The organism is Halarcobacter ebronensis (assembly GCF_013201825.1).
Classification (GTDB): domain Bacteria; phylum Campylobacterota; class Campylobacteria; order Campylobacterales; family Arcobacteraceae; genus Halarcobacter; species Halarcobacter ebronensis.
The window spans coordinates 1,305,271-1,322,123 of record NZ_CP053836.1 but is presented as its reverse complement, the minus strand read 5'-3'; the positions used below and the strand labels follow the sequence as shown (position 1 = coordinate 1,322,123).

Genomic DNA, 16,853 nt, shown 5'->3' with positions numbered 1-16,853 from the left:
CAATGTTTTTATTAGATAAATCAAAAAATAAGCATATTTTTGGTGCCCTAAAATTAATAGATGAGTATATAAAAAATGAGATAAACTCTATTGAAATAGTAGATTCAACTCTTGATAAAGATAGAAAAAAGATTATGGATACTATTCAAGAATTAGCCAAAGTAATTGAATCAAAACAAACAGAAGATCTAACACTTTATGGTGAAGTAATGCTTGCCACTGAAAAATTATCAGATGGATATACTGATGATAAGATTAGTATAATAACGAGTAATGAAAAACTAAATTATATTGCAAAATCAATCAATATAATGACCGAAAAAATTGATAAAAGTATAAGTGAGATATGTAGTGTTTTAAAAGAATATAGTCACCAAAACTATATGGATTCTATTGATGAAAAGTTATTTAAAGGTGGAAAATTAAAAGAATTAACATTGGGGATAAACTATCTAAGAAGTGAAATTACAAAAAATCTAAAAAACTCCTATGACACTTGTATGATTTTAAAAAAAGAAGCAAAATTATTACAAAAAGATTCATCTTCTTTATTTGATGCAACCTCCTCTCAAGCTGTTGCCCTTGAAGAAACATCAGCTGCAATTGAAGAGATAACAGCTACAACTTCAAACAATACTAAAACAGCACAAATGATGTCACAACAAGGAAAAATTGTAAAGGGTTCTGTTGATAGAGGATTAAATCTTGCAAAAAGAACTGTAACATCAATGAATGAGATAAATGAATCAACAAATTTAGTAAATAATGCAACAAATATTATTGATCAAATTGCCTTTCAAACAAATATTCTCTCACTTAATGCCGCTGTTGAAGCAGCAACTGCTGGTGAAGCTGGAAAAGGTTTTGCTGTTGTTGCCCAAGAGGTTAGAAATCTTGCTACAAGAAGTGCTGAAGCAGCAAAAGAGATAAAACTTCTTGTGGAAACAGCAACAAAAAAAGCAGATGAAGGTAAACATATTGCCGATGAGATGATAAAAGGTTATGAGGAGATTAATAGTAATATTGGGAAAACAACAGTTTTAATAGAAGAGGTATTAACAGCTTCACAGGAACAAGAAAATAGTATTATTATGATTAATAACTCAATTACCCAAATTGATACACTCACTCAAAAAAATGCAATAACTGCCCAAGATGTAAAAGAGATATCAATGGAGATAAGCAAAATTGCAGATCAAAATGCTGAATTAGTAAATAAAGCAAAATTCCAAGGGAAAAAAGAGATTAACACTTAAGAGATAATTCTCTTAAGTATTTTTATTTTTGTTTTGGTCTAAAAGGTTTAATAACCTCTTCATTACACTCTAAATATGGACCTTTCATCAGATCTATACAATATGGAATAGCTGGGAAAACAGCATCTAGACACTCCCTTATCGATTTTGGTTTTCCTGGAAGATTTACTATTAGAGAACTTCCTCTAAGACCTGCTGTTTGTCTAGATAAAATTGCAGTTGGTACAAATTTTAATGATTCGGCTCTCATAAGTTCACCAAATCCTGGCATCATTCTATCACAAACAGCTTCTGTTGCTTCTGGTGTTACATCTCTTTTAGCTGGTCCTGTACCACCTGTTGTTACAACTAAACAACACTCTTCATTATCAACTAAATCTTTGAGGGTCTCTTCAATAGTTTTTTGATCATCTTCAATACATCTATAAACACTCTCCCAAGGAGAAGTTAAATATTCATTCATAGTATCTTCAATAGCTTTCCCTGAGATATCTTCATAGATCCCTTTACTAGCTCTATCTGAAGCGGTTATTATTCCAATTTTTGCTATTTTTTTATTCATAAAATATGTCCTTTATCTTTTATATAATATACAGTTGCAAACTCTTTAAAGAACTCTTTTGCACTATTTGCATCAATAATTTTATCTTTTGCTCCAAGATAAACTTCTATTTTAATGCCTCTTTGTAGAAGCATTTCTAATTTCTCTTTATCCCATGTATAATTTAAAAGTTCATCAAGCTCTTCATAAGTTCCTGCTTTTAGATAGTTATACATCTTCATATTAGAAGGATAGGCAATATTTTTTAAAAAAGTTTCCATATAATCACTACTATTTTTTTTAAAAAACATTAGTTGCAACCTCTTCTCTTTTTTATCAAAATTATGGAAAAAAGCTGGAGAAAAGAGTTGTAAAGTATCTACTCTTTTTGTACTCTTTAAAGCATATTCAAATGCTTTTATTGCTCCATAAGAGAACCCTGTAATTGTAAAATCATTTCTAATTAGATATTCACTAAAAAGTTCACTTTCGTTTTCTAAACAAAAGCCTGAAAAATATCTAAAGCTCATTTGTATCAATCACTTCATTTTTTAACATAAGTTCTTTTAATCTATCTATTGTTGTAACATTTTGAGATAACTCTGTTCGTAGATTGTTTCTTACCTCTTCAATTAAAACTTCAATATCTTTTGCCATTTTGTATTCATCAACAATCTTATTAGCTAAAGAGTAGGCTTGTTCTATATCATAAGAGTTAATTGCATATTTTTGTTTTTTTATTACTTCTACTCCTATTGAACCAGCTAGATATCTTTTTATATTCTCTAAAAGTTGATTATATGAAGGATAGACTAAATCTAAAGTTGAAACTTTTTGATCCAATAAAGCAACTTTACTTTTTGTTATAAAAGCTTTACTTGCTTGATAAATAGCCAAAATCTCTTTTTGCTCTTCATCTAAAAGAAGTGTCTCTTTTTTTCCAAATTCCAATTTATTTTTTGCAACTTCTATATCTGATTGATTAAGAACTTTTGCATCCCTTTTTATCATATTTAAAAGAGCTTCATTTACCAATGTTGCAAGGGCAGCAGAAGAGAATCCAGAAGTTAAAGATGCTAACTTATCCAAATCAAATTCAAAATGTTTTCCTTTTAGATAAAGTTCTAAAATCTTTTTTCTATCCTCTATATTTGGTAGATTTAAAAACACCCTTCTATCAAATCTTCCAGCTCTAAGTAAAGCCTCATCTAAAACCTCGATTTTATTTGTTGCAGCTATTACAATAACTCCAGAATCACCTTCAAACCCATCCATTTGTGTTAAAAGTTCATTTAAAGTTGATTCTCTCTCATCATTTGTTTTTCCACCTCTTTTTTTACCAATTGCATCAATTTCATCAATAAATACAATAGCAGGAGCACTCTGTTTTGCTTTCATAAAAAGTTCTCGTACTTTTTTTGCACCCATCCCAACATAAATTTGAACAAAACTTGCACCACTTTGATAAAAAAACGGAACCTCTGCTTCCCCTGCAACGGCTCTTGCAATAAGGGTTTTACCAACACCAGGAGGTCCAACTAAAAGTACACCTTTTGGAAGTTTAACTCCAAACTCAAAATATTTTTTTGGTTTATTTAAAAAATCAACAATCTCTTCAAGTTCAGCTTTTACTTCGCTAATTCCAGCAACATCTTTAAATGTTGTTGTAGAGTTAACAGCACTAATATTTGAGCTAATCTGCTCTTTTGATTCTTGCGCTTGATCTAATTCTTGAGAGAAACTTTTATCATTACTATTTTTTTTGATAAATGTTTGAAGTTTTTTTTGTTTTATTTTTGCAAAGATAGCAAAAGCAAGCAAGAAAAGAAGAAAAACAATTCCAAAATAATAAGAGTTTGTTTTTATATGTTCACTACTTTTATATAAAGTATATAAAAAAAGCACCAATAAAATAATAGCTGATAGAGCCATTAACTTCATATTTTTATCTAGTTTATTATTTGAATTCTGCGACATTTTTATCTCTCTTTGCTTCATACTTCTCTATAGTTATCCAATCCCCAACTAAATCAGCACTACTTTTAACTTCAATATGATTAAAGTGTTGATCAAGCCCAACATAAACACCATCTTTATATGACTCAATTAATATATTCAAACTCTCTTTATTGTTTTTTCTAAAGTTATAATTTTTTTCATCTATTATTCCAACGAGTTCATTGTATCTAAGTTTTGCCACATCACCTTTTACAATATCTTTCATGGTTGCACTTGGTGTTCCATCCCTTTTTGAATAGGTAAAAGCATGAATATGTGTCAAAGGAAATCTTTGTAGATTTTCCATTGCTTCTCTCCAAAGCTCATCTGTTTCACCTGGATGTCCAACTATAAAATCAGTTCCAAGGGCATAACCTTTCTCTTTTAAAAACTCAAATAGTTCTAAATCAGATAAAACCTTGTTTCTTCTATTCATAATCTCTAACATCTTTTTAGAAGTGTGTTGTAAAGCAATGTGAAGATGTTTTGCCATAAAAGGTTCATCTATTATCTCTTTAAACTCATCATCAATTTGGATTGGTTCAATGGAACCTAATCTAACTCTTCTAACACCTTTTATTTGAGATATTTTTTTAAGCAATTTTGCTAAAGAGGTATGTTGTTTTTTACCATAACTTCCAACATTTGTTCCAGTTAGAATAAACTCTCCAAAACCATTACTAGCTAAAGTTTCAATTTGTTCTAAGATATTACTCTCTTTATAACTTCTTGCATCACCTCTTACATAAGGGATAATACAGTATGAACATCTAAAATCACACCCCTCTTGTATTTTAATAAATGCCCTACTTTTACCTACAAACTCTTCAACTATAGTTTCATCAATATGGGTTAAATCACCTGCATCAAAAAATCTCTCATTTTGTTGAAGAAGCTCATTTATATGCTCTTTTTGGCTATGCCCAAATAGTGAATCTATTTTATTCTCTTTAAAAAGGTTCTCCCCTTTTGTCCAAACTCCACACCCTGTAAAGATAACCCTTGGAGGTTTTTCAAATCTATTTAGTGAGTTTATATAACCCCTTGCTGTACTATCTGCACTATTTGTAACAGTACAAGAGTTGATAACTACAATATCTGCCTCTTTTTCATTTTGGGTAACCTCAAAATCTTTTAGATTGCTCATCATAACTTGAGTATCAAAAAGATTTGTTCTACATCCAAAGGTTTTAAAAAAAACTTTTTGTTTAGTTGTTGAAAATTGCATAAACTCTTATACCTCTGGTAGATCTGCTGGAGGAGTTCTAAAGTTTTGCGCCCCGTCTCCAACATTGATAGTTTGTGTTGGGTATGCAATTGTTATATCATCCTCTTTCATAAAGGCTTCTAAAATCTCAGGAGACATTGTACTTCTTAAAACTAAAGCTGCATATGAATTTGTAAGATACCAAGATGAAATTACAATCCCATAAGGTTCAACAAAAGTATATACTCTTGGCTCAACTCCAGTAGCTCTTAACTGATACTTATTTCTCATTTTAGAGAGCTGTTTTCTTGTAATATCAGTATAACCTTTTGAGTAGTGTTTTAATATCTCTTTTGCTATATGTTGTGCTTTTTTATAGTTTGAATCAAAGGTAATTGTAATATCAATACCATCCCAAACAGTTCTAAGTCCAGAGTGTGTATAGTTTGCAATCATTTCTGAAAAAATATAGTTGTTTGGAATAAAAAAGATTCTTCCTGTTCTTCTATTTACCATATAAGAAGTTAATGTAATATCTTCTCTAATTGTAATTTTAAATAAAGAGATATCCAAAACATCTCCCACAACTTGTTGACCATCCCTTGTAACTTTTATTCTATCTCCCACATGAATTGATCCAGAAGTTACTATTACAAGCCATCCAAAAATAGACATAAACCAATCTTTTAAAGCAATAGCAATCCCAGCTGATGCGAATCCTAAGATTGTAACTAGATATGAAACATTATCAATGTATGAAAAAAGTACAACAATTAAAACAAAAAAAACCAAAGTAAAGTTGATAACTTTATTTGTCATATAGTAGTTTTCATTTTGTGAATAATACTTTTTAAGACCAAGTTTTATTAAAAAAGTTAAAATAAAAAATACTACGATTATCAAAGCTATATTAAAAATCTTTTCAACTTGAATAGAGATTTGAGATTTTGTTTCTAAAATCACTTGTTCAATCTTTCTTGTATAAACCTCTTCTGTTGTTGAAACAATCTCCAAAACCATTGTGAAATCTTTTTTCTCTTTATCTAAAAAATTTATCTCATCTTTATATTCAGTTTTTGGATCAAGATTATATAACTCCAAATATGCATAAAGTTTCTCTTCCAAAAGATTTGTTAATTCTCTAATTCTTTTTTCAACAGAAACAAACTCTTTTTTATTTGTTTCTAGTTTTTTTATATATGAAAAAGCATTTATAATTCCAAATGGATTTTTAATAGACTCATAATTCTCTATCTCAGGGGGATTTATAAGGGAACCAATTGGGGAACCTTTGTATTCTGAAATAAGTTCAAGCTCATTCTCTTTGATTCTTATTTTATTTGTTAAATTGTGAAGTTGCTCTTCATTTTTATTTTTTGTATTTTTTAAACTCTCTTTTAACTCCGCTAACTCTTCAGTTATTTTTATATAAGCATTATAGTTGCTATATCTTTTTAAAAGAATACTATCTTTGACTTTTTCATCTATAGAGGAGATTTTACTTTTTAGTTCTGTAATTTGTGCTTCTAATAAAGCTCTTTTTTCATCTTCAATTTTCTTCTTCTCTTCCTCTTCAAGTTTTGCTTGCTGTTCAGCTTTTTTCTCTTTTTCAATTTGAACCAAATCTTGAAGTTTATTTGAAACAATATTTGAGTTCTTTTCTTGGGCATTTAAAGAACCAAAACAAAATATTGCTATAAAAAGCACAACTAAAATATTTTTCACTTTAAAAAACCTTTTAAAACTTCTATTACTATATCTTTTGAAATCTTATCTGTGATTTCACAATCCCCAATCCCCTTTGGAACAATAAATTTAATTCTATTATCCAATGACTTTTTATCTAAAAAGAAATGCTCATAAAAATCCTCTACATCTTTGATTTTATATTTTGTGGGAATATCATATTTTTCTAAAACTTTTTTTACTCTAAAAGCTTCATCTTCACTCATAAGTCCTACTTTAACAGCAAGTTCATTTGCCATAACCATACCAATTCCAACGGCTTCACCATGTAAATAGGTATTATAGTTTGTCTCATTTTCTATAACATGTCCAAAAGTATGACCATAGTTTAAAGCTGCTCTTAAACCTTTCTCTTTTTCATCTTGCGATACAACCCAAGCTTTTGTCTCAACTGATTTTTTAATGGCAATTTTAATATTCTCTTCACTATTTAAATCATTTTCTTCAAGCCAGTTAAAAAACTCTTTGTTAAAAGTTACTGCCATTTTTACTATCTCTGCAACTCCTGCACCAAACTCTCTTTTTGGCAGAGTTGAAAGGAAATAAGGATCAATATAGACTGCAATTGGTTGATGAAAAGCACCAACTAAATTTTTTCCATATTTATTATTTATACCTGTTTTACCCCCAACACTTGCATCAACTTGTGACAACAAAGTTGTAGGTATTTGAATAAAATCGATTCCCCTTTGGTAAATTGAAGCGGCAAAACCTGTCATATCACCAATAACTCCACCACCAAAAGCAATAAGAAGAGAACTTCTATTTAATTTATGTTCAAAACAGTGAGCTAAAATACTCTCAATTGTACTCATATTTTTGTACTTTTCCCCATCAGGAATAGTTACAACACTTAACTCTTTTGCATCTAATTTATCTATCAAATAGTCTAAATGAAAACCACTAATTGTTGGGTTTGTAACCACAACAACTTTTCTATCAAACGCCATTTTTTTCAGGCTATCTATTGTTATATCATATGAAGTATTATCTGGTAAGGTAATATTTACAATCATTAAAATTCCGTCTATTATAATTTACTTGATACTATCTTATTTTTATTGAAAATGTACTGAAATTGGGCTTTATATTAAAGTTTATAGCTATATTAAAGTTTTAGTAAAAGGAGGTTTTAAATATTAAAAAAAAGTTTTCAAAACCTAAAAAAGGTTTTGAAATTTTAAAGTTATAGATGTGAATCAATAAGTTTTACTAAATTGTCCCAACCAAAAACTTTTAGCTCTTCACCATTTACAAAATATGATGGTGTTTTATCAATTTTTAATTTTTCGACATCTTCTAAATCTTGTCTTATGATCTCATCTGCTTTATCTTCATTCATAAAAAAGGCTAATTTATCCATATCAAGACCTTTTATATTTGGAAGAAGTGCCCATAGTTTTTGGGGATTTACCACATGATTTTCAATCCATTGTGATTGAGTTTTAAACATATACTCTAAAGTCTCGATAAATAAACCTTGTTCTCTAGCACCTTCCAACATTTTAACTGCATAATTTGAGTTTTTATGAAAAGGGGCATATCTTAAAACTAATTGCATTTTACCCTCTTTCTCTTTCATCAACTCTTCAACTTTTTCATAAAAATATGCACAAGCACCACAAGCTGGGTCAAAGAATTCTACTATTTGAACTTTTGCTTTTTTATTTCCAATTACATAAGAGTAAGGTTTTTGAAGAAGCCAAGCCTGCTCATCTGAAATTTTTGTTACTGAAGTTTGTTTTGAGTTTTTGTATAAATAACCACCAATAAAGAACAATCCTAAAAGAATCAGGACTGAAAAAATAACTAATTTTCTATTTTGCATATCTACTCCGATTAAAATTTGGTAGATTTTAGCAAACTTATGTGTAGTAAATATGTATAAGCACTATTTATTTTTTTTATATCTATAGATTATATACAAAAAGTAGCAGTAATTTATTTCTAATTGGATATAATAACGTTTTTTTAAGGAATAGATATGGAAATGGTGACTGATATATCAATATCATGGATTTTAATTTTTATTTTTGTTGGCTTTATAGCAGGTTATATAGACTCAATTGCTGGTGGTGGTGGAATGATACAAGTTCCTGTTCTACTTTATAGTGGAATACCTCCTATTTTTGTTTTAGCAACAAATAAAATGGCAGGAATGTTTGGTGCATTAATGGCAACAATAAAATACTCTTCTAGTAAAAAAGTAAATTGGAGAGTTGTTTCAATTGCAATTATTCCTTGTCTTTTGGCTTCATATTTAGGAAGTAGTCTTGTAATGTATATTCCTGAATATATAATCCAATGGGCAATTTTAATCTCAATTGCTATAGGGATGATTGCACTATTTAAAAAGAGTAAACATTTAAAAGAAGAGAATACAGAATTAACTAATAAAAATATTGTTTTAGCTACAGCTCCTATTGGTTTTTATGATGGTTTATTGGGACCTGGAACAGGTACTTATCTTACAATATCAATGAAAAAGTTTCTGCATTTGGATTTTTTAGTTTCAACAGCTTCAACTAAACCTCTTAATTTTGCAACAAACTTTGGTTCAGTTGTAGCTTTCTTCTTTGCAGGAAAAATTTTATGGACAGTTGCACTTCCAATGGCTTTAGCAAATATAATAGGTTCTTATGTTGGTAGCCACTATGCAATAAAAGGTGGAGAGGGTTTTATAAAAAAAATTTTAGTTTTAGTACTTGTTTCAATGCTTTTTGCAAACATTCTAAAGATGATCTTTTAGTCCAGAAATAGTGCATTATTTATCTTTTTATAGTAAATAAATTTAATAATTATCATTCAATTATTGTTAAGTTTTTGCTTGTATAATTTTATGAACCTGAGTAAAAATAAAGAAATTTTTTGATATTAAGTTATCTGTTTTTCTTATATTTAATGGTTCAATTATAGATAATAAGTACAGGAAAACTTAACAATGACAATTGCTGAAGAAAAAAAATTTGAAGCTTTTTTAAGTGAATTTAAATCACTTATTTCAAAAAAAGGATTTAAAAACACTGTTCAAAAAGATGCAGTACTTAAAATACTATATTTTAGTAATGAGCATTTAAGTGCAGAAGAGATTACAAAAAAAGTTCAAGATGAATTTGACTTAGATATAGGTATTGCAACTGTATATAGAAGTCTTAATTTTTTTGAAGAGATGAATGTGGTTGAAGCCCTTGATATTGGTGATGGAACTAAAAGATTTGAGTTTAAAGTTGAACAACACCATGACCATATGGTTTGTACACAATGTAGTGAAATCATTGAGTTTTCAGACAATTTTATAGAACTGAATCAAATAAAAATTGCAGAAAAAAATGGCTTTATTTTAAAAGATCATGTTATGACAATTTATGGTTTGTGTAAAAACTGTCAATAGATAATATCATTATAAAAATAGAACCTTTTTAATATAAAACCTTCTAAACCACTTACAACAAAGTAAAAGAAAAGCAACTCCTATTAAGGAGCGCTTTTTAGAGTTGTTTTACCTTTGAAAGAGATTTGACAATAATCAAAATCTCAAGCCATGCAATTAGCATTGTTATTATTGTATGACTTAAAAAATGATCTCCAATTATCATCTTATAAACTCCCATTATCCATCCGATTGAAACTGCTACGCCAAGAGCTATAAATCTATTTTCTCTTTTTTTAAAAAGGAAAAAAAGTGACATCAAAGCAAAACCTCCACTTGCATGTCCTGCAGGCCAGCATCGTATTTTCCCCTCTTGAACAAAATCTTTGGGATAAGAGTCAAAAACTTTTATATCAGGGTAATTTCCTCCAAAATATTCAATATTTTTTGGACAAGGAGTATTTGTACTATTTTTTAAAGAGATTACTGTCATTGGAACTATAATAGCTGAAAGAACTATAACTATCATTCCAAATCTATACTCTTTTATAAAATCTCTTTTCCAAAAAAGTATTAAAATAAACAGAACTATAACAGCAAAAATAATAAGTGCTTTTTTAAGTCCAGTATAAAGGATGAACTTGGATATTGGTTCTGTTGCATCCCAAATCCAAGTTGCTGTTTTAAAGTCATAAAAAAAGCTTTGAAATGCTATATCCAAATTGGTAAATTGAAAAAGTGCTAATACAAAAATCAGTAAAATAGCTGTGACAACTATCTGTTTATTAATCAACTCTTGATTCATTTAATATATCCATCTCTTTTTTATAACTTTTTGTTTCAACTTCAAATAATCCTAACAATGTATGAAAAAGATTGTCTTGGGTAAATTCTCTATTTGAATAACTCCTAACTTTTTCAAGATCATAATCTTCTCTCATTTCCCCCTCGCCTAGCCATAAAACCGCTGGAATATGTTTTTGAACTTCAGGAGCTATCATATAAGGCATTCCATGAAGATAGATACCATTTTCTCCCAAACTCTCTCCATGGTCACTTAAATATATCATTGCTGTTTCATATTTTTTTGAGTATGGTTTTAAAAAGTTTATAACCTTTGATAGGAAATAATCAGTATATAAAATTGCGTTGTCATAGGCATTGTTTATCTCTTCATTTGTACAATTTTGAAGTTCATTTGTTTTGCACACAGGGGTAAACTTTTCAAACTCTTTTGGATATCTTTTATAGTAAGCTGGTCCATGATTCCCCATTTGATGAAGAACAATCAATATATCTTTTCCTTTGTTCTTTTCAATATATTTATCAAGTCCTACAAGCATACCTTCATCTCTACACTCTTTATCACAAATTGTATTGTTTTTTGGTGTTTTATAATCTTCATAATCAACTCTTAAAGCTACACCTTTTGAATCTGAGTTGTTGTCACGCCAAAGAATCTTAATATCTTTTGTATCATTTAATACATCTAAAATATTTTCAGTCGAAACACCTTTTTCATAATCATAATCACTCTTATCATAAATTGAAAACATACAAGGAACTGAAACGGCTGTAGATGTTCCGCATGAGTACATATTTGAGAAGTTTATAATCTCTTCTTTTTTTAAAAGTGGATTTGTCTCTTTTGTATAACCATTTAATGAAAATCTATCTGCTCTTGCAGTCTCTCCCACAACAAGTATAATTAGCTCTTTATCTTCACTCTCTTCTTCTACAACTTTTGCATCCTCTCCAATAGTTTTAAACTCCTCTTTTGCCCCTTTACTTAAACTACTAACATATTTACCAACACTATATATCCAGTATGTTGGGTTAACATTATATCTAAGAGGTTTATGCTCCCTAAAAAATGATGAATAAAACTTGCTAAAACTAAAGATTATTATTGCTATTAATAGCAGACTTAGGATTATAGAATTCATCTTTGAGATAAGCTCTTTTTTTCTTGAAGTATAATAAATTTTAGTTTTGTAAATAAGAAATGCAGGTAAAAGCCCCAAAAAGAAAAAGTAAATAAGCAATTTGAAATTAAATAGATCCATTGATTCATTTAAGTTTGTTTGTAGAGTATTTCTTATCATCTCCGTATCAACAACTATGCTATAACTATCCATAAAATAGGCAACAAAAGATGAAACAATAACAACTATTAGTAATAGAGGTTTTATCAAATATTTAAAACCAAATAGTGCAAACAGAAAATTGTTTAATAAAAAAACAATAACTACAACTGAAAATATATTTATATAATTCATACCTTCCAAAGGATAAGCATCAAGCAAACTTCTGAAAAAAGTAAAATTATAAAATAATGTAAGATAAAGTGAAACCAAAAGTATTAATTTTGTTCGGCTGATTGTTAACATTTAACTCCTTTAAAAATCAAATATTAACAGCCAATAATAAATCAGCGATAAATAAAAGGTTAATGAATAATATATGATATAAATTAAAAAGGCTATTTGTTCTATTTTTATATTAATTAAGATAAGTATTTTACTTTGAGATTATTTATGTTTTAAAATATTTTTAATTTAGTATTGACAAAAGAAAACTAAAAGCGTACAATTTCTACAGACAGACCGGTCTGTATTTTAATTTAAAAGGATTTATAATATGCCATTCGTAAGAATATATACAAATACAAAATCAAAAGAAGAAAAAATGAATATATCTGATTCGATTCATTCTTCACTAATGAAACACTTTCATATTCCATTGAAAGATAAATTTCATGTATTTACACAAGTAAATAAAGAAAACTTAGTATTCCCAGATGAGTATTTAAATGTAAAATATAAAGAGATAATCTATATAAATATTTTATGTAAAGAGGGAAGAACAATAGAACAAAAGAAAAATCTATACAAAGCTTGTTCAGAAGCTATAGAAAAAAGTACTAGTTATTCAAAAAGTAGTGTTTTTATATCAATAAGTGAAACATCTATAGAAAACTGGAGTTTTGGAGATGGACTTGCTCAAATGTTGGAGATATAAAAGATGCAAGACATTATAAATATAGAACATGCACTAAAAAATGCAGTTTATGATGAAAAAGTTGGTATAAAAATCTCATCTTTGATTGAGGGTGAAACTTTTAATTTATATGCTTTACAAATCAAATCAAAAAATAAAATTGGTGCACACTATCATCAAAAGGGAAATGAAACTTACCAAATACTAAAAGGTGAAGGAATAATGATCTTAGGAGAAGAACAAAACGGTAAAATAAATTGGCAACAACCAAGATATATAAAACAAGGAGAATGTATAAATGTAAAAGCAAAACAAGTACATCAACTAATAAATACAAGTGATGAGAATCTTATTTGTATTGCTGGATGTAGTCATACACATACCTCAATTGATAGATTTATCGTCGAGGATTATGTTGACAATTAAATCAAATAAATATATACTCCTTTCTACAGACTAAATAGTCTGTAGAAAATTTAATATAAAGATATTAAAAAATGAGTTCGTTAAGAGATAAAATATTAGATATTGCATATGAAGAGATATATACAAATGGTTATAATGCAACAGGTCTTAGTACAATACTAACAAAATCAAATGTTGCAAAAGGTGGATTTTATCACCATTTTAGTTCTAAAAAAGAGTTAATAATAGCAATAATAAATGAAAGAATTTATCCTCAAACAATAAAAAAATATGAAAGCTTAGAAACACTAAAAAAAGACAAACTAAAAGAACTTCTAAAAATACTAGAATTAAGAAAAAATAATTTTGATAAAGGGTGTCCTTTAGGAAACCTTATCTTAGAGTTATCAAATATAGATGAAGATATATCAAAAGCCTTACAAGAGTGTATAAACTCATGGCAAAGTATTTTTGAAAATTGTATAAAAGATGCTATAAAAAATAAAGAGATAAAAAATGATATAGATGTTTACTCATCATCTTTATTTATCATATCTACTATTCAAGGTGGACTACTTTTATCTAAACTTTCAAAATCAAATAAAGAATATATCAAATGTATAGAGTGCTTATATAAATACTTTTTCAAACTTTAAAATTAGTTTAGATGCAAAGAATAAATATAAAATTAAAATATTTGTTTATTGTTTAATGCCAAATCATTATCATCTTCTGTCCCCTATTTCAAAAAGAGGCTTTCAATTTTTTAAATAACTATTTTAAAAGATAAGCCCTCATTTTTATTTTCTGCTGTTATTTGACCATTTAGCTTTTGAGAAACTATCTCTTTTGCTAAATACAAACCTATTCCCGTAGAAGAGCTCTCTGAAAAATCTTTTTCAAATATCTTTTCTATAAAATCTTTACTTACTCCACCTGCATTATCTTCAAAAATAATTTCGAGTTTATTTTCTATTTCTTTTACAAAAATTCCTATTTTAGGATTTTTTATCTTTCGTCGTTCAAAAGCTTTTAGGGAGTTTTCAAATAAAATCATTAACACATTTAGAAAATAGTTTTTCTCTATTTTTATTTTTAGCTTATCATTACAATCAAAACTTATCTTAATATCTTTTTTTATAAACTCCTTTTCCATAAGTCTTATTACATAGTTTATCTCTTCACAAAACTCAACTTCTTCAATATTTTTTTCTTCTTTATAAAAATGCAACTGCCCAAGGGCTGTCTCTTTTAAGTAAGAAGTTGTCTCTTTTATAATTTTAAGATTATTATCAATAATTGTATCTATATTTTTATCTTTGAATTCACGAGCAGCTTCTATATAAGTGATACTGCTATAAATATTATTTATAGGTTCTTTCCACTGATGGGAGATATTTACCATGGTTTGCCCTATAAAACTAAGTTTTGAATATTCACCTAAAAGTTCAATATTTTTCTCATTTCTTTCTCTCATTACATATACAGAATAAATCAACCCAATAGCTAAAACCATATCTTGCCCAATGGCTCCTATTGAAATGAAGTAATATAAAAAACCTTCATATTTTAAAATACCAAAAGCGACGAGTATATACAAGACTCCAAAAAAGAAGTAAACAATATTTGCCAATAAATAAAAAATAGAACCATCTTTTTTTAAAAGAAACATTCGAATTGAAAATATCAAAATAGTAAACATAAGTAAAAAGATAATCAAAACATAAAATTTACTAAAATAAAATACATCAGGATAAATACGATAAAAGAACTGTGTGAAAGCAAAAATAGTAAGTAAAATAATAGATATTTTTATAATTATTTGTGTAATTTTAAATTCATTTTTTTGGATATTGAAAAAATATAAGGGAAACAAACCAAATAAAATCATTGCAAAAGCAGGAATAAAAAAGGTGAAAAATTTATTTAAATCAAGTGGAATACCCAATTGATATAAAAATCCAGCTATGGTAAGTTGAAAAATTCCAACAGATAAGGTAAATAAAGAATAAATTAAAAAATGCTTCTTTTTAAAAATAAAATAAAGAGTAAAACCAAGAACAATCATCACAAGTAAAATACCGGTAAAAAATGCGTATATCAATCCTTGAAGAAAATAATACGTTTCAAAATCTTTGATATTAACTATATTCCACCTTATTTCCATAGTGCCATAAGTTTTTTGTTTTATAAATATCTCTACTTTTTGTAAAGGTTGAAGTTCAATATCAAAGTAAGAAATCCTAAAATCATTCTCTCTTTTATTATGTTCTCTTAGATTTCCTAGTTTGTAAGTTTTTGTTATTTGATTATCTTTTACTAAAAAAACATCAATTAAATTTATTCCTGCCATTTTATTATTTATTCTTTTTTTTAAATTCTGTTTTGTGTTATTTTTTAAATCGATTTTTATCCAAACAGAACTTTTTATTATCCCTAAATTGTACTCTTTTATAGGAATAAAATCATCTTTGTGCTTCATTATCTCTTGTATATTTAAAGAGTTATTCGTATCTACAAAATACTTTTCTACAACATCTAAATCATGGGCAAAAATTGAGGTAATAAAAATAAAAAATAAAATAAAAAACTTCATGCTATCTTTTCAACCAATATCCCATATCTTTTACATTTTCTATAAGTTTGATATTTAGTTTTTTATTTATATTATAAACTGAATTTATCAAAGATTTTTGATTAGTTGATTCTAAAATATATAGAAGGTCATCATATTTAATAACTTGATTTTTATATCTAAAAAGATATTCGATAAGTTTTATTTCATAAGAGGTAAATTTATACTCTTTTGAGTCATCAATGAAAGTCTTTTTTAATCTATCGTAAAAAAGAGTCTCAGTAACATAGTACCTTAGTAGCTCCTTTTTTTCTAAACTTTTCACAAATTTATTTAGAACACCTTTTAATTCATTCAAACCATAAGGTTTGACAAGATATTCCAAAAGATTTAAGCCAATTGCATTTTTGAGTTTAACTTTATCATCATAAGAACTTATAATCATAGCAGATATTTCATCATCCTTTTCTCTTATTTTTGACAAAAATTCATAACCATTCATAATAGGCATATCATAATCTACTATTAAAAGATGACACTCTTTTTTATTATATACCTCTAATGCTTCTTCTCCATTATGAGCTATAAATACATTCTTAAAATAATATTCCAAAGTCTTTTTGATATTTTCACAAGCTTGAATATTATCATCTACATTTAATACATTTAATTCTTTTAATATATCTAAGTTATTCATAGAATAGATTATATCATTAAAAAAAATAAAAATAAAAATAGATTCTAAAATTTACAAA

The 16,853-nt window shown here is 27.5% G+C and carries 17 protein-coding genes; 6 read left to right on the top strand and 11 right to left on the bottom strand.

Translation table 11 applies throughout. The features are described from left to right. Positions 1-2: 2 nt before the first annotated feature. The gene (locus AEBR_RS06455) at positions 3-1,256 is read left to right on the top strand and encodes a methyl-accepting chemotaxis protein (RefSeq protein ID WP_129087605.1); all 1,254 of its coding nucleotides are present in this window, start codon (positions 3-5) and stop codon (positions 1,254-1,256) included. Positions 1,257-1,278: 22 nt separating this feature from the next. On the opposite strand, the gene mog is transcribed toward AEBR_RS06455, so the two are convergent. From mog to AEBR_RS06420, 7 genes are all read right to left on the bottom strand, one after another. Next, entirely contained in the window at positions 1,279-1,818 is a 540-nt protein-coding gene (gene mog / locus AEBR_RS06450; RefSeq protein WP_129087606.1) for a molybdopterin adenylyltransferase, read from the bottom strand. Beyond that, a complete protein-coding gene (bioV, locus tag AEBR_RS06445) occupies positions 1,815-2,327 on the bottom strand; it encodes a pimelyl-ACP methyl ester esterase BioV (RefSeq protein WP_172658863.1) in 513 nt (170 codons plus the stop codon). Before bioV ends, mog begins: the two co-directional genes overlap by 4 nt. After that, complete coding sequence (locus AEBR_RS06440; protein ID WP_228712187.1) at positions 2,317-3,795, bottom strand: AAA family ATPase; 1,479 nt, start codon at positions 3,793-3,795, stop codon at positions 2,317-2,319. The genes bioV and AEBR_RS06440 overlap by 11 nt, the downstream gene beginning before the upstream one ends. Further along, positions 3,755-5,023, bottom strand: a complete 1,269-nt coding sequence (mtaB, locus tag AEBR_RS06435) for a tRNA (N(6)-L-threonylcarbamoyladenosine(37)-C(2))-methylthiotransferase MtaB (RefSeq protein ID WP_129087607.1) — start codon at positions 5,021-5,023, stop codon at positions 3,755-3,757. Before mtaB ends, AEBR_RS06440 begins: the two co-directional genes overlap by 41 nt. Before the next feature lie 6 nt (positions 5,024-5,029). Further along, the gene (locus AEBR_RS06430; protein WP_129087608.1) at positions 5,030-6,727 is read right to left on the bottom strand and encodes a mechanosensitive ion channel domain-containing protein; all 1,698 of its coding nucleotides are present in this window, start codon (positions 6,725-6,727) and stop codon (positions 5,030-5,032) included. Continuing rightward, positions 6,724-7,764: a 3-dehydroquinate synthase gene (aroB, locus tag AEBR_RS06425; RefSeq protein WP_129087609.1), complete on the bottom strand. Its 1,041-nt coding sequence runs from the start codon at positions 7,762-7,764 to the stop codon at positions 6,724-6,726. Before aroB ends, AEBR_RS06430 begins: the two co-directional genes overlap by 4 nt. Positions 7,765-7,934: 170 nt before the next feature. Then, positions 7,935-8,576 (bottom strand): DsbA family protein, encoded by a 642-nt coding sequence (locus tag AEBR_RS06420; protein ID WP_129087610.1) that lies wholly within the window; start codon positions 8,574-8,576, stop codon positions 7,935-7,937. Between the two features lie 156 nt (positions 8,577-8,732). Here AEBR_RS06420 and AEBR_RS06415 point away from each other — a divergent pair, with 156 nt between their 5' ends. Both AEBR_RS06415 and AEBR_RS06410 read left to right on the top strand, forming a co-directional pair. Then, entirely contained in the window at positions 8,733-9,497 is a 765-nt protein-coding gene (locus tag AEBR_RS06415; protein WP_129087611.1) for a sulfite exporter TauE/SafE family protein, read from the top strand. A 192-nt stretch (positions 9,498-9,689) separates the two neighbouring features. After that, positions 9,690-10,139, top strand: a complete 450-nt coding sequence (locus AEBR_RS06410) for a Fur family transcriptional regulator (protein ID WP_128982920.1) — start codon at positions 9,690-9,692, stop codon at positions 10,137-10,139. 97 nt (positions 10,140-10,236) lie between these two features. Here AEBR_RS06410 and AEBR_RS06405 read toward each other — a convergent pair whose 3' ends face one another. Continuing rightward, complete coding sequence (locus AEBR_RS06405; RefSeq protein WP_129087612.1) at positions 10,237-10,923, bottom strand: phosphatase PAP2 family protein; 687 nt, start codon at positions 10,921-10,923, stop codon at positions 10,237-10,239. Then, positions 10,904-12,508: a phosphoethanolamine transferase gene (locus AEBR_RS06400; RefSeq protein ID WP_129087613.1), complete on the bottom strand. Its 1,605-nt coding sequence runs from the start codon at positions 12,506-12,508 to the stop codon at positions 10,904-10,906. Before AEBR_RS06400 ends, AEBR_RS06405 begins: the two co-directional genes overlap by 20 nt. Positions 12,509-12,758: 250 nt before the next feature. Here AEBR_RS06400 and AEBR_RS06395 point away from each other — a divergent pair, with 250 nt between their 5' ends. From AEBR_RS06395 to AEBR_RS06385, 3 genes are all read left to right on the top strand, one after another. After that, positions 12,759-13,139, top strand: a complete 381-nt coding sequence (locus AEBR_RS06395; RefSeq protein ID WP_129087614.1) for a tautomerase family protein — start codon at positions 12,759-12,761, stop codon at positions 13,137-13,139. Positions 13,140-13,142: 3 nt separating this feature from the next. Beyond that, the gene (locus AEBR_RS06390) at positions 13,143-13,544 is read left to right on the top strand and encodes a cupin domain-containing protein (RefSeq protein ID WP_129087615.1); all 402 of its coding nucleotides are present in this window, start codon (positions 13,143-13,145) and stop codon (positions 13,542-13,544) included. A 71-nt stretch (positions 13,545-13,615) separates the two neighbouring features. Next, a complete protein-coding gene (locus tag AEBR_RS06385; RefSeq protein ID WP_129087616.1) occupies positions 13,616-14,179 on the top strand; it encodes a TetR/AcrR family transcriptional regulator in 564 nt (187 codons plus the stop codon). Positions 14,180-14,289: 110 nt separating this feature from the next. Here AEBR_RS06385 and AEBR_RS06380 read toward each other — a convergent pair whose 3' ends face one another. Beyond that, positions 14,290-16,119, bottom strand: a complete 1,830-nt coding sequence (locus tag AEBR_RS06380; RefSeq protein WP_129087617.1) for a sensor histidine kinase — start codon at positions 16,117-16,119, stop codon at positions 14,290-14,292. A 1-nt stretch (position 16,120) separates the two neighbouring features. Next, on the bottom strand, positions 16,121-16,795 hold the full coding sequence (locus AEBR_RS06375; protein WP_129087618.1) for a response regulator transcription factor: 675 nt from the start codon (positions 16,793-16,795) through the stop codon (positions 16,121-16,123). Positions 16,796-16,853 lie beyond the last annotated feature (58 nt).